Here is a 25,440-nt window from a genome sequence, read left to right on the forward strand (position 1 = left end):
CGACGTGGTCTAGCGCACGGGAAGCAGGCGGCGAAGGGCGTCCAGCCAAGCCGCGCGATCGAACGACACATGGCCGTTGCGGGACGCAGCGGCGGCCAGTTGCGCGCGCCATGCTTCGTCGTCGATCATCCGCGCCAGCTTGCGGGCCGCATCGTCCTCGTCGGCCGCCGCCCAGCGTCCGGTCTGATAGATCGCCCCGTCGCCTTCCACCGGGATCAGGGCGTAATCGACCAACTGGCTTGAGGCGGGATCCATGAACTCGACGTTCGAGGACCAGCCCGTCGCGAGGGTGGGTTTGCCCAGCCAGATCGCCTCGGCCAGCAGCAGGCCGTAGCCTTCGGAGCGGTGCAGGGACAGGATGATGTCGCTGCTGGCCGTCAGCAGGGCCATGTCCTCGGCCGACAAGCTTTCGCGCATGAGCCGGATGCTCGGGTCTGCGGCGACGTCGGCGGCGAGGGCCGCGTAGGTTTCCGGATAGAGGTCCGCCCCGACCACCTTGCAGACGAGCAGCGCAGCGCGAGAGGTTTGACGCCTGGCCGCCTGGAACGCACGCAGCGCCGCGTACGGGTTCTTGCGCTGGGCGGTCGAGCGCAGGTCAAAAGCCATCAGCACGACCACGGTGTCGGCCGGAAGATCAAAGCGGGCGCGATCGGCGACAGGCCGGGGATTGAGATAGAGCGGATAGGGCAGGGGCGTGACCTTGACCCTCGGCGGCGCGATCTTGCGCAGCGCATCGGCCGCGAAGGCCGAGGGGGTCCAGACCTCGTCCACGAGGTCGAAGGCGGGCGCCCAGGCGGCGGGGGCGTCCTCGAGCTCCCACGCCCAGTAGCCGATGTGCCGCCGTCCCCCGAGAAGCAGGCCTTCCGTCTCGCGCGCCCAGCGCAGGAGCTCGGGCGGGTTGATGTGCGAGATCACGACCCCGCGTTCTTTCGCGCCCGGCGGCGGATAGGCGGCTTCGAAGTCGACGGGCATGCCGGCGAATGTCGACAGGTCCACGGCGCGGACGGGAAGGCCGGCGTCGGCGAAGCCTCGCGCCAGTATTCGAGCGCCCTCTCCCAGGCCGTGGACGGCGCCGTGGAAGCCCACGACGGTGACCGGAAGGCTAGGGCGGCGGTTACGGCGACGCGTGCGGCGCAGGGTTCTGGCCTCGGCCGCGCGAAGGGCTTGGGCCTTGGCGAACTCATCGAGCCGCCGCCGCGCGTCCGACAACATCGCCCCCGGCGCGGCCTTCGCCAGATGGGCGGCCCGGCGGATCGGCGTGGGGAGGGTCCGCCAAAGAGACAGGAGCGGTGAGGTCATCAGATCTTGGCCGGGGCGGTTTCGCGGAAGGATAAGCAGCTATAGCGATTTGCCTTGCGCCGGGGCCACGCCAAAAAGCGTGCAACTGACATGCGCGAACTTGTCAGTCACAACCATTCGTGTCGCTATCACCGAAGGGGAGGCTGGACAGATAGGGAGAGCGCGTGTCGACCGAATGGACCGCAGGGTACGTCACCGACGTCAATTACACCTATGGCTACTACGCCGAGCTGAACCCGCTTCGCTGCCGTTTGCCGCTTCTGCTGGCCGGCCGTCACGCGCCGCGCATTGAGAACGCCTGCGAGCTGGGCTTCGGCCAAGGCCTCTCGGTTTCCATCCACGCCGCCGCCCAGCCGGGCGTGGATTGGTACGGCACGGACTTCAACCCGTCGCAGGCGGCCTTCGCATCCGAAATGGTCCGTCTGTCTGGCGCGGACGCCAAGCTCTACGACGAGGCCTTCGCCGAGTTCTGCCATCGCAGCGACCTGCCCGATTTCGACTTCATCGGCCTGCATGGGATCTGGACCTGGATCTCGGACGACAATCGCGGCGTGCTGGTCGATTTCATCCGGCGGAAGCTGCGCCCGGGCGGGGTGCTCTACATCTCGTACAACACCCTTCCAGGCTGGTCGGCGTCCGCGCCCATCCGGCACCTGATGAAGCGTCATGCCGACGTGATGGGCGCGCCGGGCCAGGGCATTATCGGTCAGACCGACGCGGCCCTAGGCTTCATCGACCAGTTCCTGGGGCTGGCCCCGCTCTACGCCAAGGCCAATCCCGGCGCCGTGGAGCGGCTCAAGCAGGTGCGCGGACAGGATCGCAAGTATCTGGCCCACGAGTACATGAACCGCGACTGGCACCCCATGTACTTCGCCGACATGGAGCGCTGGCTGAGCGACGCGAAGGTTGGGTTCGCCAGCTCCGCCCATACGCTCGACGCCTTGAGCGAGCTGAACGTGACGCCGCAGCAGGCGGAGTTCATGAAGGCCATTCCCGATGTCTCGCTGCGCGAAACGATCCGTGACTACTGCGTGAACCAGCAATTCCGTCGCGACTATTGGATCCGCGGCGTTCGCGACTTGACGGGGCAGGAGCAAGTCGCCGCTCTTCGCGAGGAGAAGGTCATCCTCGCCTTCGCCAAGGAGAGCCTTCCCTCCAAGGTGCGGGGCGTTCTGACGGAGGCTCAGCTGATCGAGACGATCTACCAGCCGATCTATGAGCTCTTGCTGGACTACAAGCCTCATACGATCGCCGAGCTGGAAGCTGGTGTCGCCGGTAAGAACATCCTTTTCGCGCAGCTGATGTCGGCCTTGACCATTCTTCTGGGCCTTGGCGTGGTCCAGCAGGTCGCGCCCGGTCAGGACCTCAGCAAGGCCAAGACCCGCACGCTGGCGCTCAACAAGATCATCGCGCGTCGCGCGCTTTCGACTGCGGACATCGGTCATCTGGCGTCGCCGGTGATCGGCGGCGGCGTCGGCGTCAACCGCTTCCAGCAGATGTTCTGGCTGAGCAAGCAGAACGGCGGCAAGGGTCCGGACGACTGGGCTCAGTTCGCCTGGTCGGTTCTACAGGCGCAAGGGCAGGCCTTGGTCCGGGACGGGGCGACGCTCCAGGGCGACGACAATCTCAACGAGCTCAAGCGGCAGGCGCGGGAGTGGGGGCAAGGAACGCTGCCGGTCTTGAGCGCCCTCGGCGTCTGATGATCGGCCGTCGCGCTACGCGTCTGACGAGAGCGTCGCCATCCCATGGGGCGCTGGCGGTCGAGGCGCGGCGGTTGCGGCGCGTTAATTTCTAGTGGTGTTCGCGCCTCGTGATGTCCTGCGCTGAGCGGCGCAGGGCGGAAGTGCAGTTCTTCCCGAAAATCACTGTGTTTTGTCGGGTGTAGCGGTGAGAATTAGAATATTGGAGATAAAAATTCGCTCGTTGATACATTCGCGAGATCACAACGGGGCGATGATCTTAATGGCTCTTGCCTGGTAGCGCTTGTGGCGAGTTCGATATTTTGACGGCGACGGCAAGAATCAGACGTCGCCGGCGCGATAGCGGAAGTTGCAACGCGAAATCAGGCTAAAATGTCGGAATCTCGCCGCTGAGTGGTTGCGAAGCGACACCAGTTAAGATATGAAGAGGGTGTCTACCCACAAGACTTCCCATCAGCCCCGCCGGAGACCGAGTCGCCGGCGGGGCTTGTTGTATGTGGCGTCCTGTTCGGGTGTCGAACGCCTCGTCGAGCGGGGTGTTCCCAAGGCCGAGTTAGAGCGGCGAACAGGCTCGATCGTCAAACCTTGAGACCCCCTTTGAACGCCTTCGACGACTCCGTCCGAAGCTAAGGGGCTCTAAGCGCGGTCCTTGGGCGGCGGCCGCTTCTTCAGCTTGTCGAGATGGGGGCCGTGCACGACCGGCTGGCGCTCCAGGATCTCGCGAACCTTGTGAACCGCGATCGAGGCGCGGCTGCGGCGCTGGCGCCAGAGCAGCAGCGTCATGGCGCCCAGGGTCGCGGTCATGAAGGGCAGGGGGCCGAGCAGCCAGCACGCCGCGGCCAGGGCGAAATAGTAGGCGCGGACGCCGGCGTTGAAGGCCGACAGGGCGGGATTGAGAATGCCCCCGGCGGCCTCGGCGTACTCCTCCAGCACCTTGGGCGGCGCCCACATCGGCGCGGCGCCGATCGCGGCCAGGCAGTAGTTCATCTGGCGGATCGACCAGATGAAGTCCAGGAGGCCGCGGGCCAGGGCGATCAGCACCAAGCCCAGCTTGATCTGGAACATCATCGGCGTGGTCTTGGCCAGCACCGCCAGGCCCTCGACGCTCTTCCAGGCGCTGTCGCCGCCGAACAGCACCCCGGCCGCCGCGGCGATCAGGATCAGGTTCGACGAGGCGAAGAAGCTGGCTGAGTTGATCGCATGACCCAGCAACTGGCCGTCCAGCAGCGCGACCTCGCGCACGGCCATCTCCTGCATCCACCGGCGGCGGATCACCGTCATGTCGGTGTTGATCACGCCGCCGGCCTCGCCCAGGCGGCGCAGCATGGGCTCGTACAGCAGCCAGCAGAGCGTGAAGACGGTGAGGACGAAGATGTCGAGCAACGGCATGGCGGCAATCTAGACGGGCGCGGAGAGTCGGAAAACGGGGGTCGGCGTTACCGTTATCAATCTTCGTGGATAAGGCTGTGCCGGCCGGTGTCCTTGAGGATGATCGAACAGATCAGGCCCAGGGTCATGACCCCCGCGACATAGACGTAGAACGTGCTTTCCATACCCTCGTGCTTGAACGCCAGAGCGACCATCTCGGCCGTGCCGCCGAACAGCACATTGGCCAGGGCGTAGGGCAGGGCGACGCCCAGCGCCCGCACGTGGGCGGGAAAGAGCTCGGCTTTCACCACCGCGCTGATCGAGGTGTAGCAGGACTGGATCGCCACGCCGGCCAGGATCAGGGCCAGGGCGCCCGTCACCGTGGTCGCTTGGGAGATCCCGGTCATGATCGGCCAGATGGACAGGGCGCCGCCGCCGAAGGCCGCGATCAGCATCGGCTTGCGTCCCACCTTGTCCGACAGCCATCCGGCGAGGGGCTGGGCCAGCAGGAAGCCGACGAGGCTGATGGCGCTGATCTCGGACGCCTGCCCTTTCGAGAAGCCCGCCGTGTTGACCAGGAACTTCTGCATGTAGGTCGTGTAGACGTAGAAGGTCAGCGACCCGCCCGCCGTCAGCCCCATGATCAGCAGGCTTTCGCGCGGGTGAAGGCGCACCAGCGGCACGATCAGCGACACGAAGAACAGCACCAGGAACGCAGCGCCCAGGATCTGGCCGGGGCGCGCCAGCGGACCGGTCGTCACGCCGATCACGCCGGCGATCACGGTCAGGGCCAGCAGCGCGGCGGCGATGGTCACCTGGCGGCGCGACAGATTCTCGCGTGGGCCGGCCTGCTTGAACGAGATGCTCTCGTCCAGGCCGCGCCGGATCCAGAAGACGACGACGGCCAACAGGGCGCCGATCACGAACGGAACCCGCCAGCCCCAGGCCTTCAGCGCATCCTCCGGCAACAGTCGCTGCAGCACGATCAGGACGCCCAGGGCCAGCAGCTGGCCGGCGATCAGGGTCACATAGTGGAAGCTGGACCAGAAGCCGCGCCGCGCCTTGCCGGCCATCTCGCTCATATAGGTGGCGCTGGCGCCGTACTCGCCGCCGACCGACAGGCCTTGCAGCACCCGCGCGAACAGCAGGATGGCGGGCGCCCATAGGCCGATCCGCGCGTAGCCCGGCGTGACGGCGATGATCAGCGCCCCGGCGCACATCAGAGCCACCGAGGCCGACAGCGCGGCGCGCCGCCCGGAGTGGTCCGCGTAGAGGCCCATCAGCCAGGCGCCGATCGGGCGCGCCACGAAACCCAGAAAAAAGACCGCCGCCGCCTGCAGCAGCTGAACGGTCTGGTCGCCCTTCGGAAAGAACGCGGGCGCGAAATAGAGGGTGAAGGCGGCGTAGGCGAACCAGTCGTACCATTCGACGAGGTTGCCGGCCGATCCGCCGAGAATGGCCCGGGCGCGGGCCGTCGGCGAAAGTCGCGCCGCGGGCGCGTCGGCGTTCGCCGTCATGGTCATCTCCCCCTCTTGCTTGAGGGGGAGATTAGGCGAACGCCGATCTAGAGCAAGGTCGCTAGATCCGGCCCATCAAGACCAGGATGATGATGATCACCAGGATCAGGCCGAGGCCGCCGGAGGGATAGTAGCCCCAAGAGCGGCTGTGGCCCCAGGTGGGCAGCGCGCCGATCAGGGCCAGGATCAGGATGATGATGAGGATCGTGCCGAGCATGGTCCGTGGTTTCCCTCCGCTCCCGCGTCCGCCACCACGGCGACGCTGGGATCACGTCTTGGGAATACCCGACGGCCCAGGTCGGTTCCGGAGAGCCTAGCTCGGCGTGTCTTCGGCCTTGCGCAGGCGGATCGCCCAAAGGGCGCCGATGACGCCGCCCTTGATGCGCGGGAGGAGCAGAAGGGTGAGGACCGCCAGCGGGATCAGGGTCAGCGGCGCGACCAGCATCGGCGGCGCCGTCCAGATCCAGGGGAAGAACAGCAGCGGGGCCACGAACAGGTGGCCGATCAGCAGGATCGTGAAATAGGCGGGGCCGTCGTCGGCCGGGTAGCCGCCCAGTTCGTGCCCGCACGCCTCGCACTCGGGGTCGACCTTCAGATAGCGCATGTAGAGGCGTCCATCGCCGCAGTTCGGGCAACGATGGAGGAGGCCGCGCTTGAGGCCGGTGAGCAGCGAAGGAGCGGTGGTGGTCTCGGACATGGCGTCCATATGCGCTTCCTGGCCTGGCAAGAAAAGGGCGACGCGGGGTCGCACGGCGACGATATGTCCCGGCCTTGACGAAGTATTCCGCACATATTCGCGGCGGATGCGTCGGAAAAGGCCGGGGTCGTAGAACGCGGATAGGCGGAATTTTGGAACGAGGTTTACGGGAAGAATATTCGCGTCGTTTATTTTTCGCCGATGATTTCGGCTGTTGTATTCCGCATCATGAAGATTCCGCGATCCGGCCTCGCGAGGCAAAGCTTGCAGCCTGGGCGTCGCGAGGCCGGTTCAATCAGTTCTTGGCGTCCTTCGCGGTGTTGCTGACAGCCCGGCCGGCGGCGGAAATGTCGCGCCCGGCGCCTTCGATCGTGTTGCAGGCCGAGACCAGCAGGGCGGCCGCGGCGGCGGCCAGGACAACGATCTTACGCATGGTTTAACTCCACTGTTCTCGAGGGCGCGGGACCTTAACCGTGGGCCGCGCCGGCCATCAAGAGGGCGCGACCCATGGTCGTGGTCGGCCCTTATCGGACGCGGCGGATCGAGCTGATCCGGTCGTTCCAGTCACGCGGCAGGACGCCCTGGTCGCGGTCGATCACGGTGCAGCGGCCCCGGTAGTAGGCGTCTTCGCAGACCTCCCACGCTCCGCGCAGGATCTTGATCGACGAGGTCTTGTCGTTGAAGTCGGCCTGATCAAGGTCAGGCATGTCGCCGCGCACCTCGTAGACGCGGCCGTCGTAGCCGGCGTGTTCGAACAGAACCGCGTCGGCGCGCCAGCCGCCGCCCGGCGGACGGCCAGGGCCGGGGAAGGGGCCGGGGCCAGGACCCACGAAGCCCGCGCACTGCAGGCGTCCGTCGCGGTTCTCCAAGCCCTGGCCACCGCAGTCACGCGCCCGGGCGCTGCTCCATTCCCAGCCGCCGCGGCCGTTCTGGCAACGCGCCCACACGCGGCCGTCGAAGGCGGTGATCTCGCGGCACGAGCGGGTGTAGGAGCCGCGCGGCGGCTCGTCGTAGCGCCCGTCCCAGCCCGGCGCCTGGGCGCTGGCGGCGCCGGCCCAGCCGGCGAGCAGGGCGGCGGCGGAGAGGGCCGTCAGGCTAAGCGTCTTGGACATTCGGTGTTCCCCGTTCGAGCGCGTGTCTTGAACACACTATGACGGGTCGCCGACTGAACGCAGCCTGAACGGCTCAGCTTGCGGCCATTTAGCTGGCGCGGGCCTCCACGCCCATGAAGGTCACCTTCGCGCCCTTCGTCACTGCAGACCCCAGCTCGGCCGCGTCCCAGTTGGTCAGGCGCACGCAGCCGTGAGAGGCGCGCTTGTTGACCAGCTTGGGATCCGGCGTGCCATGGATGCCGTAGGTGTCCTTGGTCAGGTCGATCCAGGTCGAGCCGACCGGATTGTTCGGCCCCGCCTGGATGGTCAGCTTGGCTTTGGGCTTGCCGAAGGTGAGCCGTGTCGGGTCATAGGTGTAGGTCGGGCGCGGCGCCAGGGTCCGCACGGCCCATTCCCCGGACGGAGCGGGACGTTCGGTGCTGCCCACCGTGGCCGGATAGACCGCCAGTTGCGCGCCAGCCTCGTCGAACGCGCGCACCTGGCCCAGGGTCTTGTCGATCTCGATCCGGGCGACCTTGGCTGGAAGGGTGTCGGCTCCCGCCGCGGTGACGACGATCGCGGCGCCGGCCTGGCTGAAATTGGCGGCGGGGTTGAGTTCGCGCAGCAGGGCTTCGTCCATGTGGAAGCGCTCGGCCAGCATCTCGACGACGTCGTGATAGTTCATGGCCGGCTGCTGAGCCATCGCCTCGTAGTCCTCCTTGGGAAGCTGGGGCGTGAACGGGCCGGCGACGTCGGTCTGGGTGATCGTGTAGTTGACCAGCACGGGGCCGTTGTCGGCCGCGACCAGGGCGTCCAGCAGCGCTTGACTGACCTCTCCGTCGACCGTCAGGCCATGGGCCTTCTGGAAGGCCTGGATCGCCAGCTTCAGGTTGCCGCCGTCGCGGCCGTCGATCACGCCGGGCGAAAAATGGGCGCGGTCGAGCAGGGTCTGGACTCGGATCAGGACGTCGCGCCGCGCCTGCGGATCGGTGGCGGCGGGATCGAAGGCGGCGGCGTTGATCGCCTGCGCCATCGGCGAGGCAGCCGCCGAGGCGGGCGGCGCCGCGATGGTCGGAACGGGCGCCTTCTGCACGGTGTTGGCGGGCGCGGGCTTGGCCGGTGGTTTGTCGTCGCAGGCGCTGAGGGCGAGGACGGCGACGAGGGCGAAACGGGAAACCAGACCGGTCATGAAAACTCCAGGCGGGAACGACTTCACCGCTTGAAGGCTTGAGCCATGGCGAAGTTCCACCGCTTGTGAGGCCGGATTTGAGGGCGCTGCGTGGTTTGCTGTGGGGGCTGGGCGTGCTGGCGTTGGCCGTCGGGGCGTTCTGGCTGTGGGTGATCTGGCCGCCGGGCGCGCCGGCGCGACAGGATGCGCGCTCGCCCGGATCCCAGGTTGGTGTCTCCGCCGAAATTCCTCCGCCACTGGTGGCCGCGCCGGCGCTCTGCGTGGGGAGCGAGCCGGGGCCGCCCGGCGCCGCGGCGGCGAACGCCGCTTCGCTGTCCGCCCTGGCCTGGTCGCCGTTCGGCAAGCCCGAGACGGGGTGGGAAATCTACGCGCCGCGCATCGCCGCGGAGATCGGCACGAGCTGCGCCCCGGGCTCCGATGGTTTCGCCGCCGCCCTGGCGCGGTGGCAGGCGCAGAACAAGCTGGCGAGAACGGGGATGATGGACGCGGCGACCTTCGCGGTCATGCTGCCGCGCTGGCACCTGGCGCGGCCGTTCGTTCGCGTGAACCGCGACGGCGTGTGCCCAGGGGCGCCGACGGAGGCCAGCCTGGCGACCGCGCGTCCCGACGAAAGCTATGGCGGCAAGACCATTCAGTTGCGGCCCGCCGCGCTGGAGGCCTATCGCCGGATGGCGGCCGAGGCGCGCGCGGCGGGCGTGCTGGGGCGGCCCGAGGCTCTGAAGATCTATTCCGGATTTCGCGCGCCGGACGCCGACGCCCAGCGCTGCGCCCGCGATCAGAACTGCCAGGGTCGGGTGCGGACGATCTGTTCGGCCCATCGCACCGGCTTGGCGGTCGACCTGTTCATCGACGCCGCGCCGGGCTTTGGACCGGACTCCTCGGTCGACGCTAACCGCTTGGCGATGGCGCGCTCGCCGCTCTATCGCTGGATGGTGTCGAACGCCGGGCGCTTCGGCTTCGTCAACTACGTCTACGAGCCTTGGCACTGGGAGTGGACAGGCGAGGCGATGCTGCCCGGAACGCCGATCGCCAGCCTGCCGCAGGACGGCGCGGAACCCGTCACGGAACCTGCGGAAGGCTCCACGCCGCGAACGCCGGCCGCTGCTTCAGTCGCGCGTAATAGGCGGTGAGGGCGGGCCACTCGGCGCGCTCGATCGGGCTGCGCAGCCAGCGGTGCAGCGAGAGGCCCAGCACGATATCGGCCAGGGTGAAGTCGTCGCCGGCGACATAGGCCCCGGTGTCGACCAGCCGCGCGTCCAGCAGGCCCATGGTTGTGTTCCAGGCCTCGACGCTGGCGGCGATCTGCTTGGGATCGTCGAAGCCCGGCGTCTTGCGCACCAGCCCCGCGAAGGCGTAGCGCCAGGCGGTGTTGAGCTCGGTCGCCTGCCAGTCCATCCACTGCTCGACGATCGCCCGCGGGCGCCGGTCCTGCGGCAGCAACGGCGTTCCCGTCGCCAGATAGCGGCAGATGGCGTTGCTCTCCCACAGCGCCCCATGCTCGTCGATCAGCACGGGCACGAGGGCGTTGGGGTTCAGCGCCAGGAAGGTCGGGTCCTTGGTCGAGGCGAAGCCCGCGCCCCAGTCCTCGCGCTCATAGGCCAGGTCCAGCTCGTCCAGGGTCCAGAGGACCTTGCGGACGTTGATGGACGAGGTCCGGCCGAGGACCTTGGGGATCGTCACCGGGTCATCCAGGGCTTGGACTTGCCGGTCGGGGCGGCGGCGCTGGCGCGCTCCACCTTGCCGCTGGAGGCCTTGGGGCCGTGGCCATGGCGGCCCTGGGCGGCCTTCTTCAGGCGCAGGGCGCGCTGCATCGGCGTTTCGCCCTCGGGCGCGGGAGCGTCGGTCTTGTCGGTCATGAACGCGATGTAGGCCTCGTTTGGCGCCTTGAGAAGGCCGCGCTTGCCGGCCACTCTGGAAAGATGCCGCCTCGCCGTCTGGTTCCCGCCGCCGTCCTCTGCGCCGTCCTGGCCGCGACCAGCGCGCATGCCCAGACGCCGAAGCCGGCGGCCGAGGCGCCCAACGCCGTCTCGCCGGTGCTGATCCTGCCGCCGACCCTGCCGCCCAAGCTGGTCTCGACCTATCCGGCCCAGGACCAGACGGTGGAGCCGGGGATCCTGATCCTGAAGGCCGCCTTCGACCAGCAGATGTCGCCGACCGCCTGGAACTACGCGCCCGCGCCCGGCGCCGAGCCGCTGGACTGCGTGAAGACCCCGCGGCTGTTGTCGGACCAGAAGACCTTCGTCCTGATCTGCCGGGTGCTGGCCGGCCGCACCTATGGTGTGACCTTCAACGCCCAGCGGCCCGGGGGCTTTTCCAATCTCGGCGAGAACCCGGCGCAGACCGCCAGCCTGACCTTCAAGGTCGAGAACGCCGACCCCGTCACCACCCTGCGCCGGGCCATGGAGCTGGCGGGACTGCGAGCCGACCAGACGCCGGTGCAGGAGGCGCCTCGGGCCTCGCCCGCCGGCGGCTAGCCGCTCAAGCTTCTGGCGCGCGCGCCGCCGCTGGCGCAGGATCGTCCGATGACGGGGGATTCGGCGGAACGGGAGGCCATCGGGCGCGAGTGGACGGGCGCGGAGCTCGCCGTCGTGGTCGGCGACTACCTGGCCCAGCTGGAGAAGACCCTGGCCGGCAAGCCCGTCGACCGCGCCACCCACGACCGCACCGTCCGCTTCGTCACCGGCAAGTCCGGCATGCCGGTCATGGCCAAGCAGGGCGAGATCACGGCCGTCCTGTCGCTGATCGGCCTGCCGGTGCTGAAGGACCCGCCGCCGCGCTGGACCTATGACGTCCCGCTGCTGACCGCCGTCGAGGACGCCCTGGCGGCCAAGCCCGCCCTGCTGGCCGCCGCCGTCCGGCCCGACGCCCTGTTCGCCGCCCCGCCGGCCGTCCCGCTGATCGAGGCCGCGCCGCCCCAGCCCCTGCCGCCGGACGAGACCCTGGCCCGGATCATCCAGCGCTTCGACCTGGCGACGCGAGCGGCCGAGGATCGCTTCCTGCCCGGCCTGGGCGCGGCCAGCATCGTCGCCCACGAGGCCCGCCGCCTGACCGACCACGGCCGCCCGGACCTCGCCGGCCAGGTCCGCCTGGCCCGCGCCGGCGACCCCAAAGGCTGCGACGTCATCAGCTTCGACCTCGAGGCCGCGCCGCGCCTGCTGGCGGTCAAGACGACCCTGGGCGCCGACGTCGCGCCCTTCGGCCTGACGCCCGCCGAGCTGGACCTCGCCCGCGCCCGCCCCGAGATCTTCCGCGTCCGGCGGGTCTACGACCTCTTGGGCGACGCCCGCTTCTTCCGGTTGAGCCCGCCGTTCGCCTGACGTCCGCCCGCAAAACCATACCGGTCAGGATGTGAATTGCGCCCGCCCGCGCCGCGCACTAGACCAGCCAAGGGCGCAGATTAAGGGCGGGCGAAAGGACCAAGCATAGGGGCAGGTCCCGGAGCCCTTCCCAGGGTTTCGATATCATGACTGCATCGACCGCGACGTTGGACAGGACTTGCGAAGGCCTGTGCCTGGCGTTCTCGGCTCAGTTGATCCCGAACGGCTTTCGCAAGCAGGGGCACCGCTCGGCGCTCGACACCCTGCTGATGCTGGCCATCGCCCAGGCCAATCTCGCGCCCCTGGCCCGCGACCCGGAGTTCCAGAAGACCTATGCGGGCCTCGAGGCTTCGCCGCCCGACGACATGCGGCGGCCCGCCCGCGTCCGCGCCATCGCCACCTCGCTGGGCGTGCCGCAGGAGACCGCGCGCCGCCGCGTGGTCGCCCTGGCCGAGGCCGGCATCCTGGCGATGAGCGACGACGGCGTCATCCTGCCCCAGGCCTTCACCTACTCGCCGCACGCGGTGGAGATGGCGATGGAGACCTGGAACACCTTCACCCAGCTCTATGCCAACCTGCGCCGCGCCGAATGCCTGTCGGCCGTCCCCGCCGCGACGCCGGACCAGCCGCCGCCGGTGCGCCAGATGATGCGGCTTTGGGTCGATCACTTCCTGCGCCTGATCGAGGCCCTGATGCCGATGGTCGGCGACCCGTTCAGCGTCGTCATGCTGTTCGCCATCCTCGACGGCAGCCTGGCCGCCGGCGACGGCAAGTCCGTCTCGGCCTCGGCCATCGCCCGGTCCCTGGGCCTGCCGTTCGAGAGCGTTCGCCGCAACGCCCTGCGCATCACCGACAACGGCCTGTGCCAGAAGGTCGGCCGCGGCTACCTGATCCCGCCCCAGCTGATGGAGGAGCCCCGCTGGCGCGCCTTCTCCGAACGCCACGCCCAGATCCTGATGCGCTTCTTCGCCGTCATGCGCGAACAGCGCCTGCTGGGCTGGTGGGAGGCGCAGTACCTGGCCGAGGGCGGCCGCCCCTAGCGCCCCCGCCGCCCATACCGCACCGCCCCGGGCCGGGGCTCGGCCGGCGGCAGGGGCGTGGCCTCCTTGGCCAGGTCCTTGCGCGAGGGATAGGGCGGACGCGGCGGCGGCCAGGTCCGGCACGGCAGCTTGCGGGCCGGACGCGGCTCGTCCTCGGTGAAGTCCATGAACAGCTGATCGTGTTCGCGCAGCATATGGTCGGTGATCCGCTCCGCCCCTTCCAGGGCCTCGGGATCGTCCTCGCCGAGGTAGTCGCGGCGGAAGCGGTAGACCCGCCGCTTGAAGAGGCCCGGCACGGCCTCGGGCTTCACCAGCATGGCCAGGGCGATCAGGAAGACCGAGCGGAACATGCATTCGGTCTCGTGCTCGACATGGGCCCGCGTCGGCCGCCAGTCGACGAAGCCGGTCAGCATCAGCCGCGCCCGCTCGGGGTCGTAGTCCTCGCCGAACGCCTGCCGCCCCGTCTCGCCGGACTCGCTCAGCTTGCCGAGCTTGTCGGCCAGGGTGGTCAGCCGCAGGGCCTCCTGGTCCCGCCCCTCACGGATGGCCGCCGCCAGGCGCGCCAGGGTCGCGGCCTTCAGGTCGGAGGGATCGGTCGAGAGGGGCGGGAGAGGCGTGGCGCCCGACCCGGCGACGAAGGCTTCTTCGTCGTCGTCCTCGTCGCCGGTCAGCCACAGCTCGCCGGGCAGCGCCCCCGCGCCGCCCAGCGCCGCCCGCCGCGAAGCCTCGGCCTCGGCCTCGACGGCCGCGGCGTGCTCGCGCGCCACCGCGTCGCCGTGCGCCTTCTTGGTCCAGCCGTACAGGCTGGCGTAGCGATAGATCGTGCGGGCCGAGACCTTCCACTTGGCCGACAACTCGCCGGCGGTCGCGCCGTTCTTGTACGCGTCGGCGATCTGGGCCCACGAGTCCTCCGAGAGGCGGAACCAGGTGGGGCGGGCGTCGGGATGTGATTTGCTCATGCCCCTAGAATACGGCCGCTCCGGACACCGAGGACGCAGCGGGGCGTAGAGCGGGGTCGGGGTGAGGGATTTCAGGGGGTTAGGTGTGGGAAGAGGTGGGGGAAAGTTGGGCGAAGTTGCGCCAGTTGCTGCGTTGGCATTCATCCAGAAGCTGGACGTTAAGGCGAATATCACCGCAACGTCGTCGAGGTTGCCGCGAGCGGCTTCGGTGGCAGTTGTGCGCAGTTGGTAGAGCGCGGCGTCGCGTGGCGGGGTAACCGCCCCTAAGGCTAATCAGCCAGCAGGAATGCGACTACGGCGTCCTCTCGGCCGGCGAAACGACGCCGAGGACATCTCGACGAATTTCAGCGCGCATCTCGTCCGAGAGCTCGAAATCATCGACACCCTCGTCGTGAAGCTGGCGCCCGCTTCGGAATATCTGCTGTGTGCAACGGTAGAAGCGTGGCGAGACTAGCGCATACGGCGAACGTTGTTATACCTTGTCGATGATATAGGGGGAGCGGGGGCGCCTTGGATCGCGAGGAAGGGCTTGATCACGTAGTCCTGCTCAGCGGCGGCTTGGATAGCGCCGCTGCGCTTGCGTTTTTGAAGGCCAACGGTGCGGATGCGCGCGCTGTTTTTTTTGACTATGGCCAGCCCGCTGCCGCGCAGGAGCGAAAAGCTTCTGCTGCCATCGCTAGGCACTATGACGCTCCATACGAAGTTCTGTCAGTTCGTCACTCGGCATCTGTCGCGACTGGTGAACTCGTGGGACGCAATGCCTTCTTGATTCTGGCGGCTAGTTGTTTTGTGGGGCCTCGACGAAAGGTCGTGGTTACAGGCATTCACGCCGGTACTTCCTACTACGACTGCTCAAAGGCTTTCCTCACATCCATCGCGCAGTTGATGGAGGAGCAGTCAGGCGGCGAGGCGAGGCTATTCTCTCCCTTTTCCGATTGGACAAAAGCAGATGTGGCCTCCTTCGCTAAGTCAGCACAGGTCCCCGTTGCCATGACCTATAGCTGCGAGGCTGGAACCGTTCCGCCCTGCGGTGAATGCGCTTCTTGTCGAGATAGGGACTTCCTATGAGGCTGGCTCAACGTCGCCGCATTGGCCCTGCGGATCTAGACTTGCAGACTCCGATGCTTGTTCCTTCGTTCTCAAGTAAGGGGTTTCCAGACGTCAAAAACATAGTGGAGTTCACTAGTGGGGTCGTCGATGGACCTGCGCTGTTTAGCGCCTACGATGTACATTACGAATATATAGAGCCGCCATTCACCTTTCCGTCCGTAAGCTTTTTGGATAGCGGCGGCTATGAGGCCAGCAAGGAACACGAGTTATCGGACGTCGGTGATAAGGAATACGTTCCCAGAAAGTGGGAGCGAGGTTTTTACGAGGAAGTAGTAAAGGCGTGGCCTGCGCTACCGTCCTCCCCAACAGTCGTCATTAGTTACGATCATCCGCGTGAACGACATTCAGTCAAAGAGCAGATAAGGCTAGCCCTAGAGGGCGTGGCGTTGCGTCCTGAACTAATTCATGAAGTTCTATTGAAGCCAGAAACGAAAGATCAGACTCTTGTTCAGATCGCCTCGGTCATCGCCTCTATAAATGATCTGCGCCCCTTCTCCGTTATCGGATTAACGGAGAAGGAGCTAGGAACTTCCACATTAGATAGAATGGTCAATATCGCCAAAATCAGGCAGGCGCTTGATTCTGTGGGCATGAGCACCCCTATACATGTGTTTGGAAGTCTAGATACCATTTCTACATTGCTATATTTTGTTTCTGGTGCCGATATATTCGATGGATTGACGTGGCTAAGGTATGCTTACGTTGATGGATATACGATATACAAGCAAAATTACGGAAACCTACACCTACCCATAAATACGAAAACGCCGCTTATAGATGCGCATTGCTGGTTCAAGAACCATTCATATCTTCGAGACATGGAGCTTGAGATGCAGAGATTTGCGAACACCGGAGACTTCTCTGCATTCAGGCATCACGCCGACCTGATAGAAAAAGCGCATGAGAACCTCCACAGCAGGCTTAGGAGCTAAAAATGGCTGGCGGCGGCGGAGGCCGATTTAGCAGATCCCCCGAGGAGATCGCGCGAGAAGTGCGAGCTTCGCAAGATAAGCTCGTCTCGGAAGGATTTCAGTCTGCTCTGTCAGCGTTTATTGGCGATGAACTCGTAGCCTATAACGCTCGCGACACAGCGCTCGTGCGAGAGCGGCTAGATGAAGTTAAAGCGCGCTTGAGTGACGTCCTCGAAGGGTCTTTCGACCAGCTTTTCGGCGGCTCGGTAGCGAAAAAGACCTATGTTGATGGTCTGAGCGACATCGACTCCCTTCTGATAATTAATGATACTTCTCTAGCAGGTAAGTCGCCGTCGGATGCGCTTGATAGAATGGTGGGTATCCTTTCGGGGCGCCTTGAGGATGTCGTTCGCGTAAGTAGGGGGCGAATGGCAGTCACGGTTGAATACGCAGATGGAATGGAGGTCCAACTCCTTCCGGCGATTCGTACCGATACCGGGCTGAGAGTTCCGTCCTCTCGCACGAGCGGGTGGTCGCACATAAACCCGGAGGGCTTCCAGAAAGCGCTTTCGACAGCCAACGCAGATTGCGGAGGAAAACTTGTTCCCGTCATCAAGCTCGCCAAGGCGGTGAACGCTACGCTACCAGAACCCCTTCGGCTGAGCGGCTATCACATGGAGAGTCTGGGTATTGCGGCGTTCCGAAACTACTCAGGCTCGCGCGTAGCTGCCGAGATGCTTCCAGCCTATTTCGAAAAAGCCGCGCGGCTTGTCCTCGCCCCCATAAGAGATAGCACCGGCCAATCCGTCCATGTAGACGAGTATCTTGGTCCTGCTCAAAGTGCTGATCGGGTGGCGCGCGGCCACGTTCTAGAACGTATTGCTCGGCGCATGAGGAATGCCACCACGGCCCAATCCCTCGACCAGTGGAAAGCTATTCTGGGTGCCGACCTATGACCGAAGAGGAAGCCGACCAGCTTCGCAGGCTCTTTCGGGTCACGGACCAAACGTGCTCACAACATGCGCGATTACGAGACATGTTCGCTCGCCGCGCGGTGGCGCTGGATCTCATTGCGCTGGGATTAGGGGTCTATCTCGTTTCGCTTGCGTTTGTTGATCCTGCAATTTCTCGCAAGCTCACGCCGGTACCGATAAGTCCGATTATCTGGATTGGCTTCATTGGCATCGTGCAATTCTTTCTTGGGATAGTTCAGCTTCGCGTTGACTGGAAGGCGCGCAGCGACGCTCATGCACGCTCTATGAGCCTTCACGCTGACCTTAAGCGGGAAGTAGGCATATTGATCGCAAGAGAGCCGCAGTCTGTGTCAGAGGCCGAATATGCAAGGGTGCGGGCGCAGCAAGCTATGACAGCCAATGCCGCGCTCCCCGTGCCCGACGCTGACTTCCTATGGACTAAGCGTCACCACAAATTGAAGGTCGCGGTTAGCAAGCATCTCGATGATCACCCCGGCGCTTTAATTCTGTTAACCAAGTTGAAGTTTATCCTGCGCGACAACCCGCTCTGGTAGTGGGGAGAAAGACGATGCAGCGGTTCGACGATCCGGTGCAATTCTACCGATCAGCCAAATTGGCGGTAATATCGGCAGGCTTTGAAAAAGAGATCGAGTGGCAGGCGAGCCGCTGCCCTGATCAAATCACTCCCGAAGAATTCCTGTCGGAAGCGGCATGGGTAATCATCAATTCCGGCTTTCGAGAAGCCGTTGCTCGGCGCCTCTTTCCCGCGATCACGCTCTGTTTTTGTGACTGGGAGGCCGCTGAGATCGCCCGGAGCGCTGTTGGATGCCGAGCCGCTGCGCTCACGGTGTTTGCCCACGCAGGAAAGATCGACGCGATCATCGACATTGCAATGAAAGTGGATTCCGATTGGCCCGCGCTGCGGAACCGCATTGCAGAGCAGCCGCTTGAGCGCCTCAGAGCGCTGCCCTTCATCGGGCCAATCACCGCGTCCCATCTCGCCAAGAATCTTGGATATGGCGTCGCCAAGGCTGACCGCCACCTAGTTAGAACTGCGAACACTTGGGGGTGCGGTTCGGTCCAAGCACTATGTGATCGCATAGCGCTCGCTACTGGCGACCCAGTTGGAGTAGTGGATCTTGTACTTTGGCGTCATGCAGTGGAGTCAAAGCGCGCATTAGCCGCGTAATCCACGCTTTGGCTCGGGGGAATGGCTCGAACCGACTTCAAAACGCCCCCGCCAGTCTCCCGGCGGGGGCGCTCTAAACTCAGCAATCCGGCGCTAACCGCCCCGATCAATCCTCGTCCATCTTCAGGGCGGCGATGAAGGCTTCCTGCGGGATCTCGACCTTGCCGAACTGGCGCATCCGCTTCTTGCCTTCCTTCTGCTTGTCCAGAAGCTTGCGTTTGCGGCTGGCGTCGCCGCCGTAGCACTTGGCGGTCACGTCCTTGCGCAGGGCGCGGACGGTTTCGCGGGCGATGATGCGGCCGCCGATGGCGGCCTGGATCGGGATGACGAACATGTGCTGGGGGATGAGCTCCTTCATCTTCTCGCACATGCCCCGGCCGCGGCTTTCGGCGCGGGTGCGGTGGACCAGCATCGACAGGGCGTCGACGGGCTCGCTGTTGACCAGGATCGACATCTTGACCAGGTCGCCGGCGCGGTAGTCCTCCAGCTGGTAGTCGAAGCTGGCGTAGCCCTTCGAGATCGACTTCAGGCGGTCGTAGAAGTCGAACACCACCTCGTTCAGCGGCAGGTCGTAGACGACCATGGCGCGGCTGCCGACATAGCTGAGCTCGCGCTGCATGCCGCGGCGGTCCTGGCACAGCTTGATGACGCCGCCCAGGTACTCGTCGGGTGTGAAGATGGTGGCCTTGATCCAGGGCTCCTGGATCTCCTCGATCTGCATGACGTCCGGCAGGTCGGCCGGGTTGTGCAGCTCGATCTCGTCGCCGTTGCGTAAGCGGATCTTGTAGACCACCGATGGGGCGGTCGCGATCAGGTCGAGGTCGAATTCGCGGGACAGGCGTTCCTGGATGATCTCCAGGTGCAGGAGGCCCAGGAAGCCGCAGCGGAAGCCGAAGCCGAGGGCGGCGCTGCTCTCCATCTCGTAGGTGAAGCTGGCGTCGTTGAGGCGCAGCTTGCCGACGGCGGCGCGCAGGTCCTCGAAGTCGGCGGCGTCGACCGGGAAGAGGCCGCAGAACACGACCGGGACCACTTCCTTGAAGCCCTTCAGCGGTTCGGCGGTGGGCTTCTTCTCGTCGGTGATGGTGTCGCCGACGGCGGCGTCGGCCACTTCCTTGATGCTGGCGGTGAAGAAGCCGACCTCGCCGGGGCCCAGATATTCGACGTCGGTGGCCTTGGGCGTGAAGACGCCGACCTTGTCGATGCGGTGGGTGGCGCCGGTCTGCATCATGCGGACCTGCTGGCCGGCCTTCAGCGTGCCGTCGAAGATGCGGACCAGGACGACGACGCCCAGATAGGCGTCGTACCAGGCGTCGACCAGCAGGGCCTTGAGCGGGGCGTTGGGGTCGCCCTTGGGGGCGGGCAGGCGGGTGACGATGGCTTCCAGCACATCGGGGATGCCCAGGCCCGTCTTGGCCGAGCACTCGACGGCGTCGGAGGCGTCCAGGCCGATGACGTCCTCGATCTGGGCCTTGACGCGGTCGACGTCGGCGGCGGGCAGGTCGACCTTGTTGAGGACCGGGACGATCTCGTGATTGTTGTCGATGGCCTGGTAGACGTTGGCCAGGGTCTGGGCTTCCACGCCCTGGCTGGCGTCGACGACCAGGATCGAGCCTTCGCAGGCGGCCAGGCTGCGGCTGACCTCGTAGGCGAAGTCGACGTGCCCGGGGGTGTCCATCAGGTTGAGGATGTAGGTCTCGCCGTCATTGGCCTTGTAGGTCAGGCGCACGGTCTGCGCCTTGATGGTGATCCCGCGCTCCTTCTCGATGTCCATGTTGTCCAGGACCTGGGCGCTCATCTCACGCGCGGTGAGGCCGCCGGTGGTCTGGATCAGCCGATCGGACAGCGTCGATTTGCCGTGGTCGATGTGCGCCACGATTGAAAAGTTACGGATCTTGTCGAGAGGCGTCGAAGTCATGAGCGAGCCTCTAGCACATTTGGCCCGGTTCGCGAGGGGGCGGGTGCGGGCTAGCGGGCGGACATGCTTAACCGCGCGTTAAGTTTGGGGCCGCAAACCGGTCTCAATGGCTTGCAACAGTGTTGCAAAGTAACCGACCTGGAGGCCCACCCATGGACCGTCGCAAGCTGATCCTCTCCGGCGCCGCCGCGAGCTTGAGCGCCGTGGCGACCGATGCGCTGGCGCTGCAGGAGAATCCCCCGCCGGCGGGATCCAGCGGTCCGACCTATCAGACGGGCGGCGCCTCGACCTATTCGCGCGACGAGATGGTCCGCGCCACCTCCGACTTCCTGGGCGTGACGGCCGAGAGCGCCGGCGCGGCGATCGAGCGAGTGTTCAAGGAGAAGGGCCAGCCCACCGGCTATATCGCGGGCGAAGAGGGCTCGGGCGCCTTCGCCGTTGGTCTGCGCTATGGTCGCGGCCTGCTCTACATGAAGGGCCGTCCGACGCTGGAAGTGTTCTGGCAGGGCCCCTCGATCGGCTGGGACTGGGGCGGCAACGCCAGCCGCGTCTTCACCCTTTGCTATAATCTGCAATATCCCGACGCGATCTTCCGCCGCTTCCCCGGCGTCGAAGGCAGCGCCTATCTGATCGGCGGCCTGGGCGTGAACTACCAGAAGGCTGACGAGATCACCCTGGCGCCGATCCGCGCGGGCGTCGGCCTGCGCCTCGGCGCGAACGTCGGCTATCTGGGCTACAGCCGCAAGCGCCGCACGTTGCCGTTCTAGGCTCGCGCGGCGCGTGGAGAGGCTAGTGCTTCGCCACCTTGCCGCTCAGCCAGTCCATCACGGCCAGCAGCACGCCGGAGGCGACGAAGGACAGGTGGACGACCACCAGCCAGAACAGGCGGACCTGATCCACCGCCTGGCCCGGCTCGGTCAGCTTCAGGAAGGCCTTGAGCAGGGCGATCGCCGAAATCGCCACGATCGAGGCGATCAGCTTCATCTTGAGGCCCGAGAAGTCGACCGTGCCCATCCAGTCGGGCCGGTCCTCGTGGCTGGCGGTGTCGATCTTGGAGACGAAGTTCTCGTAGCCCGACAGGATGACGATCACGAGCAGGTTGGCGGCCAGCGACAGGTCGATCAGCGACAGCGCCATCAGGATGGCGTCCTCGGGCTTCATCGCCAGCAGGTGCGGCAGCTCGTGCGCCAGCTCCTGGAAGAAGACCACGATCAGCGCCGCCAGGGCCACGACGAGGCCGACATAGAACGGCGCCATCAGCCAGCGCGAGGCGAACAGGCCGCGCTCGAGCCACAATTCCAGAACCGGTTTCTTCATTAAGGCCTCCGTCAAGCTCCAGCCTAGTCGGGCGACATGACGTTCGTCACGTCCTGACCGATCAGATTGCTGGGTCACTAGGGTTTGGCGAGCCGAGCAGCATGCGAAGGTCGCTGCGGGCGCTGGCCATGTCCGCCAGGGTGTAGCCGTCGAGAACCGCCAGGAAGGCGCGGGTGGCCTCGTTCAGGCCGCGGGGCAGGGTGCACGCCGGCGCGACCTTGCAGGTGCTGCAGTCGACGAGCTGAAAGCCGTCCTCGGTGTGCCGGACGACGTCGCCGATGCGAATCTCCTCGGGGGGGCGGCCTAGGCGCAGCCCCCCGTTCCGGCCTCGAACCGCCGTGACGAAACCCGTCCGGCTGAGGTCCTGCACCACCTTCATCAGATGGTTCTGCGAGATCGAATAGGCGCGCGAAATCTCACCGATCGACACCAGCCGCTCATCATAAGCGGTGAGGTGCAGAAGTACGCGCAGAGCGTAGTCGGTGTACCGAGTCAGGCGCATTGCATACGACTTATCAGCAGCCGCGACAGTCCGTCGAGCGGCGTGGGCTAAAAGATGCAAATTAAATGCATTTAATATTGCATAACGACGATCTCCGAGATAGATGCGCCGAAAATGCATCTTTGAGGGGTTTTGAAATGGCTACGCAGCTTAGCGAAAAGACGATCGCGGTGGTGAAGGCGACGGCTCCGGTCCTCGCCGTCCATGGCGAGGCGATCACCAAGGCGATGTACGCGCGCCTGTTCCAGGACGAGGCCATCGCCTCGCTGTTCAACCACGCCAACCAGACGTCGGGCGCGCAGCCAAAGGCTTTGGCGGGCGCCGTGCTCGCCTATGCGCAGAACATCGACAATCTGGGTGTTCTAGGCGGCGCGGTCGAGCGCATGGCGCAAAAGCACGTGGGCTACAACATCCTACCCGAGCATTACGCGGCGGTGGCGACCGCTCTGCTGGGCGCGCTGGTCGACGTGCTGGGCGAGGCGGCGAACGAGGACATCCTGACGGCCTGGGGCGAGGCCTATTGGTTCCTGGCCGACATCCTGAAGGGGCGGGAAGCGGCGATCCGCGACGCGGCGGCCGCGGCGACAGGGGGCTGGGTCGGCTGGCGCGCGTTCGTGGTCGAAAAGAAGATCCGCGAGAGCAAGGTCATCACCTCGTTTGTCCTACGCCCGCGCGACGGAGGGCCGGTGCTCGCCCATCGGCCGGGCCAGTACCTGACCTTCCGTTTCGACACGCCCTCGGAAAAGGGCCTGAAGCGCAACTACACGATCTCGGCCGCGCCGAACGGCGAGACCTTTCGCATCTCGGTCAAGCGCGAGGACGAGGGCCACGGCTCGGTGTTCCTGCACGACGTCGTGGCCGAGGGCGACATCGTCGAGGCGACCCCGCCCGCGGGGGATTTCCATCTGGCGCCGGCGCCGGATCGGCCGGTGGTGCTGCTGAGCGGCGGTGTTGGCCTGACGCCGATGGTCGCCATGCTGGAGGCGATCGCCAAGGATCACCCCGAGCTTGAGACCCATTTCGTCCATGGGGCGATCAACAGCCGCGTCCATGCGATGGCGCACCATGTTCGCGGCCTTGCGGCCGCGCACGGCCACACGCGGGTGGCGACGTTCTATAGCGAGCCTCTGCCCAGCGACGCGGTGGGCGTGACCCACGACGTGGACGGCATGGTGGATATCGACTGGTTGAAGGCCAACACGCCCTTCGACACGGCCGACTTCTATCTGTGCGGCCCTCGGCCGTTCATGCGGGCTTTGGTGATGGGGCTGGCCGCGGCCGGCGTCTCGCCTGACCGCATCAAGTACGAATTCTTCGGCCCCGCCGACGAACTCCTGGCGGCCTAGTTACTGCCGCCAGCCGAAGCCGACGCCGCGCACGGCCGGACAGGCGGCTAGGCGCGACGCCAGGGCTTCGGCGCGGGCGTCGCCCTGGTCGTCGATCTCGAGCCTAATGGCCATGTGCTGGCCCTCGGGAGCGGCGGACAGGGCGCGCAGCCGCGCCTGCTGGACCGAGGCCACGCCCAGAACGCGCATCAGGGCGTCGGGCGTGTCCTCGGCGGTGACGAGGAAGAGACGACGTTTGTCTTCTTCGAGTTTGGGGCCTTCTACGCGCACGGGCGCACCCACTGGTGCTCGACCGAGGCCGAGTTTACGCCTGGCCAGGCGGCGAGGTCGCGGGCCAGCAGTCGAGCCGCTTGGTCGCCCAGATGGCGCACGCGTAGCGAGGCTTCGACGATCTGGCCGACGGGCTTCAGGGTCAGGCCGCACAGTTCGGCGCCGCTGTCGGCCAGGCCTTGGCGAACGGCGTCGAGCGCGCTGGGCGCATCCTGCGCGGCCAGCAGCAACTGGTGCACGGTGACGCCGTCGGCGTCGCTGTGGAAAGCGGGTGGAGAGGGCAGGTAGCTCATCGTGTTGGTCCTTGGATCTGAGAGACTTGGAGGACCGAGGAACCGCGCAACAAAAAAGCCCCGCTCGGGTGAGCGGGGCTTTTTGGAGATCTTGCGATCCTTCGGCTTTGGTTTTGGTAGGTTTCCTACCGCTGCTTGCGCCGATTTTGCCCCGTTCGAACTCGCACGGTTTTAATCTGGTTAATCATGTTCCACATCGACACCGCGCACGACATCGCAGCCACGGCGGCGAGGCCGGTGGTCACGAAGGCGGCGAAGGCGAGCGTCGATTGCATGTGGAAGCGATGAGTCCAATTAGCGCTTCTTACAGGTAGCGTGACATCCGCCACCGCGCAAGGGCTTGCCCGGAACAGGGACGTTCGGTCGCGGGCGAGGGCGGGTTTTGCCTGTGGCGAGGCTTGGCGCCTGGAAAGTCGGCAGATCGAAATCCTTCTCCCCTTGCGGGAGAAGGTGGCGCGCAGCGCCGGATGAGGGGTTGATCACCCTATCCAACGAAAAAGGGGCCGCCTGCGCGACCCCTCATCCGTCAGCCTGGCGGCTGCCACCTTCTCCCGCAACGGGAGAAGGAACTAGCTGCGCAGCTTCCCGCCCGCCTTCTCGGCCGCCGCCACGACCTTGGCCGACAGGGCCTCGATCTCGGCGTCGGTCAGGGTGGCTTCGCGGGGCTGGACCACGATCTCGATCGCGACCGACTTGAACCCCTCCGGCACGCCAGGGCCCTCGTAGACGTCGAACACGCGCGCGGCGGTGATCAACGCCTTATCGGCGCCGGCGACGGCTTTCACGAGATCGCCGGCGGCCTTGGTCTTCTCGACCAGGAAGGCGAAGTCGCGGGTCAGCGGCATCAGGGCCGAGGGCGAGAAGGCCGGGCGGGTCTTGACCGACTTCTTCTTCGGCTCGGGGATCGCCTCCAGGGTGATCTCGAACCCGTAGACCGGGCCGGCCACGTCCAGGGCCTTGAGGACCGCCGGGTGGATCTCGCCGAACTCGGCCATCACCGCCTTGGGGCCCAGTTGCAGGCGCGCCGAGCGACCCGGGTGCCACCAGGACGAGGCCGAGCCTTGCGCCGTCTGCAGCGAAGCGACGGGCGCGCCCAGCTCCTCCAGCAGGGCCAGCAGGTCGGCCTTGACCGTGAAGACGTCGCCTTGCGGGGCCTTGTCCCAGCCGCGCGGAGCCTTCGGAACCAGGATCGCCGAGACGACGGTGCGTTGGTCGGCCGGCTTGTCGCCGTGGAAGGTCGGACCGATCTCGAACAGGGCCGCGTCGGGGAAGCCCTGGCGAGCGTTGCGGCCGGCGGCCTCGATCAGGTTGGGCAGCAGCGACGGGCGCATGCAGTCCAGCTCCGAGGCGATCGGGTTGGCGAGGACCAGTTCGGCTGCGCCGCCGCCGAACAGCTCGGCGGTCTTGCGGCTGGTGAAGCTGTAGGTCACGGCCTC

At 66.0% G+C, this 25,440-nt stretch carries 29 protein-coding genes and 1 pseudogene; 12 read left to right on the top strand and 18 right to left on the bottom strand.

Features of this window, described 5'->3' with window-relative positions:
• Positions 1-9: 9 nt before the first annotated feature.
• Positions 10-1,299: a glycosyltransferase gene (locus Q0379_RS17240; protein ID WP_299014275.1), complete on the bottom strand. Its 1,290-nt coding sequence runs from the start codon at positions 1,297-1,299 to the stop codon at positions 10-12.
• 164 nt (positions 1,300-1,463) lie between these two features.
• On the opposite strand from Q0379_RS17240, the gene Q0379_RS17245 reads away from it, so the two are divergent.
• The gene (locus tag Q0379_RS17245; protein WP_299014278.1) at positions 1,464-2,999 is read left to right on the top strand and encodes a class I SAM-dependent methyltransferase; all 1,536 of its coding nucleotides are present in this window, start codon (positions 1,464-1,466) and stop codon (positions 2,997-2,999) included.
• Positions 3,000-3,635: 636 nt separating this feature from the next.
• On the opposite strand, the gene Q0379_RS17250 is transcribed toward Q0379_RS17245, so the two are convergent.
• From Q0379_RS17250 to Q0379_RS17280, 7 genes are all read right to left on the bottom strand, one after another.
• The gene (locus tag Q0379_RS17250; RefSeq protein WP_299014282.1) at positions 3,636-4,388 is read right to left on the bottom strand and encodes a DUF599 family protein; all 753 of its coding nucleotides are present in this window, start codon (positions 4,386-4,388) and stop codon (positions 3,636-3,638) included.
• Between the two features lie 56 nt (positions 4,389-4,444).
• Positions 4,445-5,884, bottom strand: a complete 1,440-nt coding sequence (locus Q0379_RS17255; RefSeq protein WP_299014285.1) for an MFS transporter — start codon at positions 5,882-5,884, stop codon at positions 4,445-4,447.
• Between the two features lie 61 nt (positions 5,885-5,945).
• On the bottom strand, positions 5,946-6,101 hold the full coding sequence (locus Q0379_RS17260; RefSeq protein WP_099536351.1) for a DUF3309 family protein: 156 nt from the start codon (positions 6,099-6,101) through the stop codon (positions 5,946-5,948).
• A 96-nt stretch (positions 6,102-6,197) separates the two neighbouring features.
• On the bottom strand, positions 6,198-6,590 hold the full coding sequence (locus Q0379_RS17265; RefSeq protein WP_299014290.1) for a DUF983 domain-containing protein: 393 nt from the start codon (positions 6,588-6,590) through the stop codon (positions 6,198-6,200).
• Between the two features lie 286 nt (positions 6,591-6,876).
• Positions 6,877-7,014 (bottom strand): entericidin A/B family lipoprotein, encoded by a 138-nt coding sequence (locus Q0379_RS17270; RefSeq protein WP_066680434.1) that lies wholly within the window; start codon positions 7,012-7,014, stop codon positions 6,877-6,879.
• Positions 7,015-7,105: 91 nt separating this feature from the next.
• Positions 7,106-7,693 carry a beta/gamma crystallin-related protein gene (locus tag Q0379_RS17275; RefSeq protein WP_299014299.1) on the bottom strand — a complete coding sequence of 196 codons (588 nt, stop codon included), beginning with the start codon at positions 7,691-7,693 and terminating at the stop codon, positions 7,106-7,108.
• Between the two features lie 88 nt (positions 7,694-7,781).
• Positions 7,782-8,861, bottom strand: a complete 1,080-nt coding sequence (locus Q0379_RS17280; protein ID WP_299014302.1) for a murein L,D-transpeptidase — start codon at positions 8,859-8,861, stop codon at positions 7,782-7,784.
• A 77-nt stretch (positions 8,862-8,938) separates the two neighbouring features.
• On the opposite strand from Q0379_RS17280, the gene Q0379_RS17285 reads away from it, so the two are divergent.
• Entirely contained in the window at positions 8,939-9,991 is a 1,053-nt protein-coding gene (locus Q0379_RS17285; protein ID WP_299014305.1) for a D-alanyl-D-alanine carboxypeptidase family protein, read from the top strand.
• On the opposite strand, the gene Q0379_RS17290 is transcribed toward Q0379_RS17285, so the two are convergent.
• Both Q0379_RS17290 and Q0379_RS17295 read right to left on the bottom strand, forming a co-directional pair.
• A complete protein-coding gene (locus Q0379_RS17290) occupies positions 9,921-10,541 on the bottom strand; it encodes a glutathione S-transferase (RefSeq protein WP_299014308.1) in 621 nt (206 codons plus the stop codon). The genes Q0379_RS17285 and Q0379_RS17290 overlap by 71 nt on opposite strands.
• Positions 10,538-10,717 carry a hypothetical protein gene (locus Q0379_RS17295; protein WP_099537565.1) on the bottom strand — a complete coding sequence of 60 codons (180 nt, stop codon included), beginning with the start codon at positions 10,715-10,717 and terminating at the stop codon, positions 10,538-10,540. The genes Q0379_RS17290 and Q0379_RS17295 overlap by 4 nt, the downstream gene beginning before the upstream one ends.
• Positions 10,718-10,780: 63 nt before the next feature.
• Here Q0379_RS17295 and Q0379_RS17300 point away from each other — a divergent pair, with 63 nt between their 5' ends.
• The 3 genes from Q0379_RS17300 to Q0379_RS17310 all read left to right on the top strand — a co-directional run bounded on the left by Q0379_RS17300 (position 10,781) and on the right by Q0379_RS17310 (position 13,218).
• Positions 10,781-11,335, top strand: coding sequence for a hypothetical protein (locus tag Q0379_RS17300; RefSeq protein ID WP_299014312.1), 555 nt, complete (start codon positions 10,781-10,783; stop codon positions 11,333-11,335).
• A 48-nt stretch (positions 11,336-11,383) separates the two neighbouring features.
• Positions 11,384-12,178 carry a hypothetical protein gene (locus Q0379_RS17305; RefSeq protein WP_299014315.1) on the top strand — a complete coding sequence of 265 codons (795 nt, stop codon included), beginning with the start codon at positions 11,384-11,386 and terminating at the stop codon, positions 12,176-12,178.
• 146 nt (positions 12,179-12,324) lie between these two features.
• Positions 12,325-13,218 carry a hypothetical protein gene (locus tag Q0379_RS17310; RefSeq protein WP_299014318.1) on the top strand — a complete coding sequence of 298 codons (894 nt, stop codon included), beginning with the start codon at positions 12,325-12,327 and terminating at the stop codon, positions 13,216-13,218.
• Here Q0379_RS17310 and Q0379_RS17315 read toward each other — a convergent pair.
• Positions 13,215-14,177, bottom strand: coding sequence for a hypothetical protein (locus Q0379_RS17315; protein ID WP_299014321.1), 963 nt, complete (start codon positions 14,175-14,177; stop codon positions 13,215-13,217). The genes Q0379_RS17310 and Q0379_RS17315 overlap by 4 nt on opposite strands.
• Before the next feature lie 510 nt (positions 14,178-14,687).
• Here Q0379_RS17315 and Q0379_RS17320 point away from each other — a divergent pair.
• The 5 genes from Q0379_RS17320 to Q0379_RS17340 are packed head-to-tail and all read left to right on the top strand — an operon-like array spanning position 14,688 to position 18,361.
• Positions 14,688-15,245 carry a 7-cyano-7-deazaguanine synthase gene (locus Q0379_RS17320; protein WP_299014324.1) on the top strand — a complete coding sequence of 186 codons (558 nt, stop codon included), beginning with the start codon at positions 14,688-14,690 and terminating at the stop codon, positions 15,243-15,245.
• A gap of 41 nt (positions 15,246-15,286) precedes the next feature.
• Positions 15,287-16,219, top strand: a complete 933-nt coding sequence (locus Q0379_RS17325) for a hypothetical protein (protein WP_299014327.1) — start codon at positions 15,287-15,289, stop codon at positions 16,217-16,219.
• Positions 16,220-16,221: 2 nt separating this feature from the next.
• Positions 16,222-17,154, top strand: coding sequence for a CBASS oligonucleotide cyclase (locus Q0379_RS17330; RefSeq protein ID WP_299014329.1), 933 nt, complete (start codon positions 16,222-16,224; stop codon positions 17,152-17,154).
• Positions 17,151-17,726 (top strand): hypothetical protein, encoded by a 576-nt coding sequence (locus tag Q0379_RS17335; RefSeq protein ID WP_299014331.1) that lies wholly within the window; start codon positions 17,151-17,153, stop codon positions 17,724-17,726. The genes Q0379_RS17330 and Q0379_RS17335 overlap by 4 nt, the downstream gene beginning before the upstream one ends.
• 14 nt (positions 17,727-17,740) lie before the next feature.
• Entirely contained in the window at positions 17,741-18,361 is a 621-nt protein-coding gene (locus Q0379_RS17340) for a hypothetical protein (protein ID WP_299014334.1), read from the top strand.
• A 106-nt stretch (positions 18,362-18,467) separates the two neighbouring features.
• On the opposite strand, the gene lepA is transcribed toward Q0379_RS17340, so the two are convergent.
• Positions 18,468-20,276 carry a translation elongation factor 4 gene (lepA, locus tag Q0379_RS17345; RefSeq protein WP_299014337.1) on the bottom strand — a complete coding sequence of 603 codons (1,809 nt, stop codon included), beginning with the start codon at positions 20,274-20,276 and terminating at the stop codon, positions 18,468-18,470.
• A 152-nt stretch (positions 20,277-20,428) separates the two neighbouring features.
• Here lepA and Q0379_RS17350 point away from each other — a divergent pair, with 152 nt between their 5' ends.
• Complete coding sequence (locus tag Q0379_RS17350; protein ID WP_299014339.1) at positions 20,429-21,043, top strand: EipA family protein; 615 nt, start codon at positions 20,429-20,431, stop codon at positions 21,041-21,043.
• A 22-nt stretch (positions 21,044-21,065) separates the two neighbouring features.
• Here Q0379_RS17350 and Q0379_RS17355 read toward each other — a convergent pair whose 3' ends face one another.
• Both Q0379_RS17355 and Q0379_RS17360 read right to left on the bottom strand, forming a co-directional pair.
• Positions 21,066-21,593: a TIGR00645 family protein gene (locus tag Q0379_RS17355; protein WP_299014342.1), complete on the bottom strand. Its 528-nt coding sequence runs from the start codon at positions 21,591-21,593 to the stop codon at positions 21,066-21,068.
• A gap of 61 nt (positions 21,594-21,654) precedes the next feature.
• Positions 21,655-22,095 (bottom strand): Rrf2 family transcriptional regulator, encoded by a 441-nt coding sequence (locus tag Q0379_RS17360; RefSeq protein WP_299014345.1) that lies wholly within the window; start codon positions 22,093-22,095, stop codon positions 21,655-21,657.
• A 137-nt stretch (positions 22,096-22,232) separates the two neighbouring features.
• Here Q0379_RS17360 and hmpA point away from each other — a divergent pair, with 137 nt between their 5' ends.
• Entirely contained in the window at positions 22,233-23,441 is a 1,209-nt protein-coding gene (hmpA, locus tag Q0379_RS17365; RefSeq protein ID WP_299014348.1) for an NO-inducible flavohemoprotein, read from the top strand.
• Here hmpA and Q0379_RS17370 read toward each other — a convergent pair whose 3' ends face one another.
• The 4 genes and pseudogenes from Q0379_RS17370 to Q0379_RS17385 all read right to left on the bottom strand — a co-directional run.
• Positions 23,442-23,723: a hypothetical protein gene (locus Q0379_RS17370; RefSeq protein WP_299014351.1), complete on the bottom strand. Its 282-nt coding sequence runs from the start codon at positions 23,721-23,723 to the stop codon at positions 23,442-23,444.
• Positions 23,702-24,004, bottom strand: a complete 303-nt coding sequence (locus Q0379_RS17375; protein ID WP_099445599.1) for a hypothetical protein — start codon at positions 24,002-24,004, stop codon at positions 23,702-23,704. The genes Q0379_RS17370 and Q0379_RS17375 overlap by 22 nt, the downstream gene beginning before the upstream one ends.
• Before the next feature lie 125 nt (positions 24,005-24,129).
• Positions 24,130-24,279: a hypothetical protein gene (locus tag Q0379_RS17380; RefSeq protein ID WP_299014366.1), complete on the bottom strand. Its 150-nt coding sequence runs from the start codon at positions 24,277-24,279 to the stop codon at positions 24,130-24,132.
• Between the two features lie 294 nt (positions 24,280-24,573).
• Positions 24,574-25,440: pseudogene (locus Q0379_RS17385) on the bottom strand (phenylalanine--tRNA ligase subunit beta); the annotation flags it as partial.

The organism is uncultured Caulobacter sp. (assembly GCF_937900395.1).
Lineage (GTDB): Bacteria > Pseudomonadota > Alphaproteobacteria > Caulobacterales > Caulobacteraceae > Caulobacter.

Excerpts from the sequence above, each read along its gene's own strand:
- Q0379_RS17240 (WP_299014275.1), bottom strand. The coding sequence starts at position 1,299 with ATGACCTCACCGCTCCTGTCTCTTTGGCGGACCCTCCCCACGCCGATC.
- Q0379_RS17250 (WP_299014282.1), bottom strand. The coding sequence starts at position 4,388 with ATGCCGTTGCTCGACATCTTCGTCCTCACCGTCTTCACGCTCTGCTGG.
- Q0379_RS17255 (WP_299014285.1), bottom strand. The coding sequence starts at position 5,884 with ATGACGGCGAACGCCGACGCGCCCGCGGCGCGACTTTCGCCGACGGCC.
- Q0379_RS17260 (WP_099536351.1), bottom strand. The coding sequence starts at position 6,101 with ATGCTCGGCACGATCCTCATCATCATCCTGATCCTGGCCCTGATCGGC.
- Q0379_RS17265 (WP_299014290.1), bottom strand. The coding sequence starts at position 6,590 with ATGGACGCCATGTCCGAGACCACCACCGCTCCTTCGCTGCTCACCGGC.
- Q0379_RS17270 (WP_066680434.1), bottom strand. The coding sequence starts at position 7,014 with ATGCGTAAGATCGTTGTCCTGGCCGCCGCCGCGGCCGCCCTGCTGGTC.
- Q0379_RS17275 (WP_299014299.1), bottom strand. The coding sequence starts at position 7,693 with ATGTCCAAGACGCTTAGCCTGACGGCCCTCTCCGCCGCCGCCCTGCTC.
- Q0379_RS17280 (WP_299014302.1), bottom strand. The coding sequence starts at position 8,861 with ATGACCGGTCTGGTTTCCCGTTTCGCCCTCGTCGCCGTCCTCGCCCTC.
- Q0379_RS17295 (WP_099537565.1), bottom strand. The coding sequence starts at position 10,717 with ATGACCGACAAGACCGACGCTCCCGCGCCCGAGGGCGAAACGCCGATG.
- Q0379_RS17300 (WP_299014312.1), top strand. The coding sequence starts at position 10,781 with ATGCCGCCTCGCCGTCTGGTTCCCGCCGCCGTCCTCTGCGCCGTCCTG.
- Q0379_RS17305 (WP_299014315.1), top strand. The coding sequence starts at position 11,384 with ATGACGGGGGATTCGGCGGAACGGGAGGCCATCGGGCGCGAGTGGACG.
- Q0379_RS17310 (WP_299014318.1), top strand. The coding sequence starts at position 12,325 with ATGACTGCATCGACCGCGACGTTGGACAGGACTTGCGAAGGCCTGTGC.
- Q0379_RS17315 (WP_299014321.1), bottom strand. The coding sequence starts at position 14,177 with ATGAGCAAATCACATCCCGACGCCCGCCCCACCTGGTTCCGCCTCTCG.
- Q0379_RS17330 (WP_299014329.1), top strand. The coding sequence starts at position 16,222 with ATGGCTGGCGGCGGCGGAGGCCGATTTAGCAGATCCCCCGAGGAGATC.
- Q0379_RS17335 (WP_299014331.1), top strand. The coding sequence starts at position 17,151 with ATGACCGAAGAGGAAGCCGACCAGCTTCGCAGGCTCTTTCGGGTCACG.
- Q0379_RS17340 (WP_299014334.1), top strand. The coding sequence starts at position 17,741 with ATGCAGCGGTTCGACGATCCGGTGCAATTCTACCGATCAGCCAAATTG.
- lepA (WP_299014337.1), bottom strand. The coding sequence starts at position 20,276 with ATGACTTCGACGCCTCTCGACAAGATCCGTAACTTTTCAATCGTGGCG.
- Q0379_RS17350 (WP_299014339.1), top strand. The coding sequence starts at position 20,429 with ATGGACCGTCGCAAGCTGATCCTCTCCGGCGCCGCCGCGAGCTTGAGC.
- Q0379_RS17355 (WP_299014342.1), bottom strand. The coding sequence starts at position 21,593 with ATGAAGAAACCGGTTCTGGAATTGTGGCTCGAGCGCGGCCTGTTCGCC.
- Q0379_RS17360 (WP_299014345.1), bottom strand. The coding sequence starts at position 22,095 with ATGCGCCTGACTCGGTACACCGACTACGCTCTGCGCGTACTTCTGCAC.
- hmpA (WP_299014348.1), top strand. The coding sequence starts at position 22,233 with ATGGCTACGCAGCTTAGCGAAAAGACGATCGCGGTGGTGAAGGCGACG.
- Q0379_RS17375 (WP_099445599.1), bottom strand. The coding sequence starts at position 24,004 with ATGAGCTACCTGCCCTCTCCACCCGCTTTCCACAGCGACGCCGACGGC.
- Q0379_RS17380 (WP_299014366.1), bottom strand. The coding sequence starts at position 24,279 with ATGCAATCGACGCTCGCCTTCGCCGCCTTCGTGACCACCGGCCTCGCC.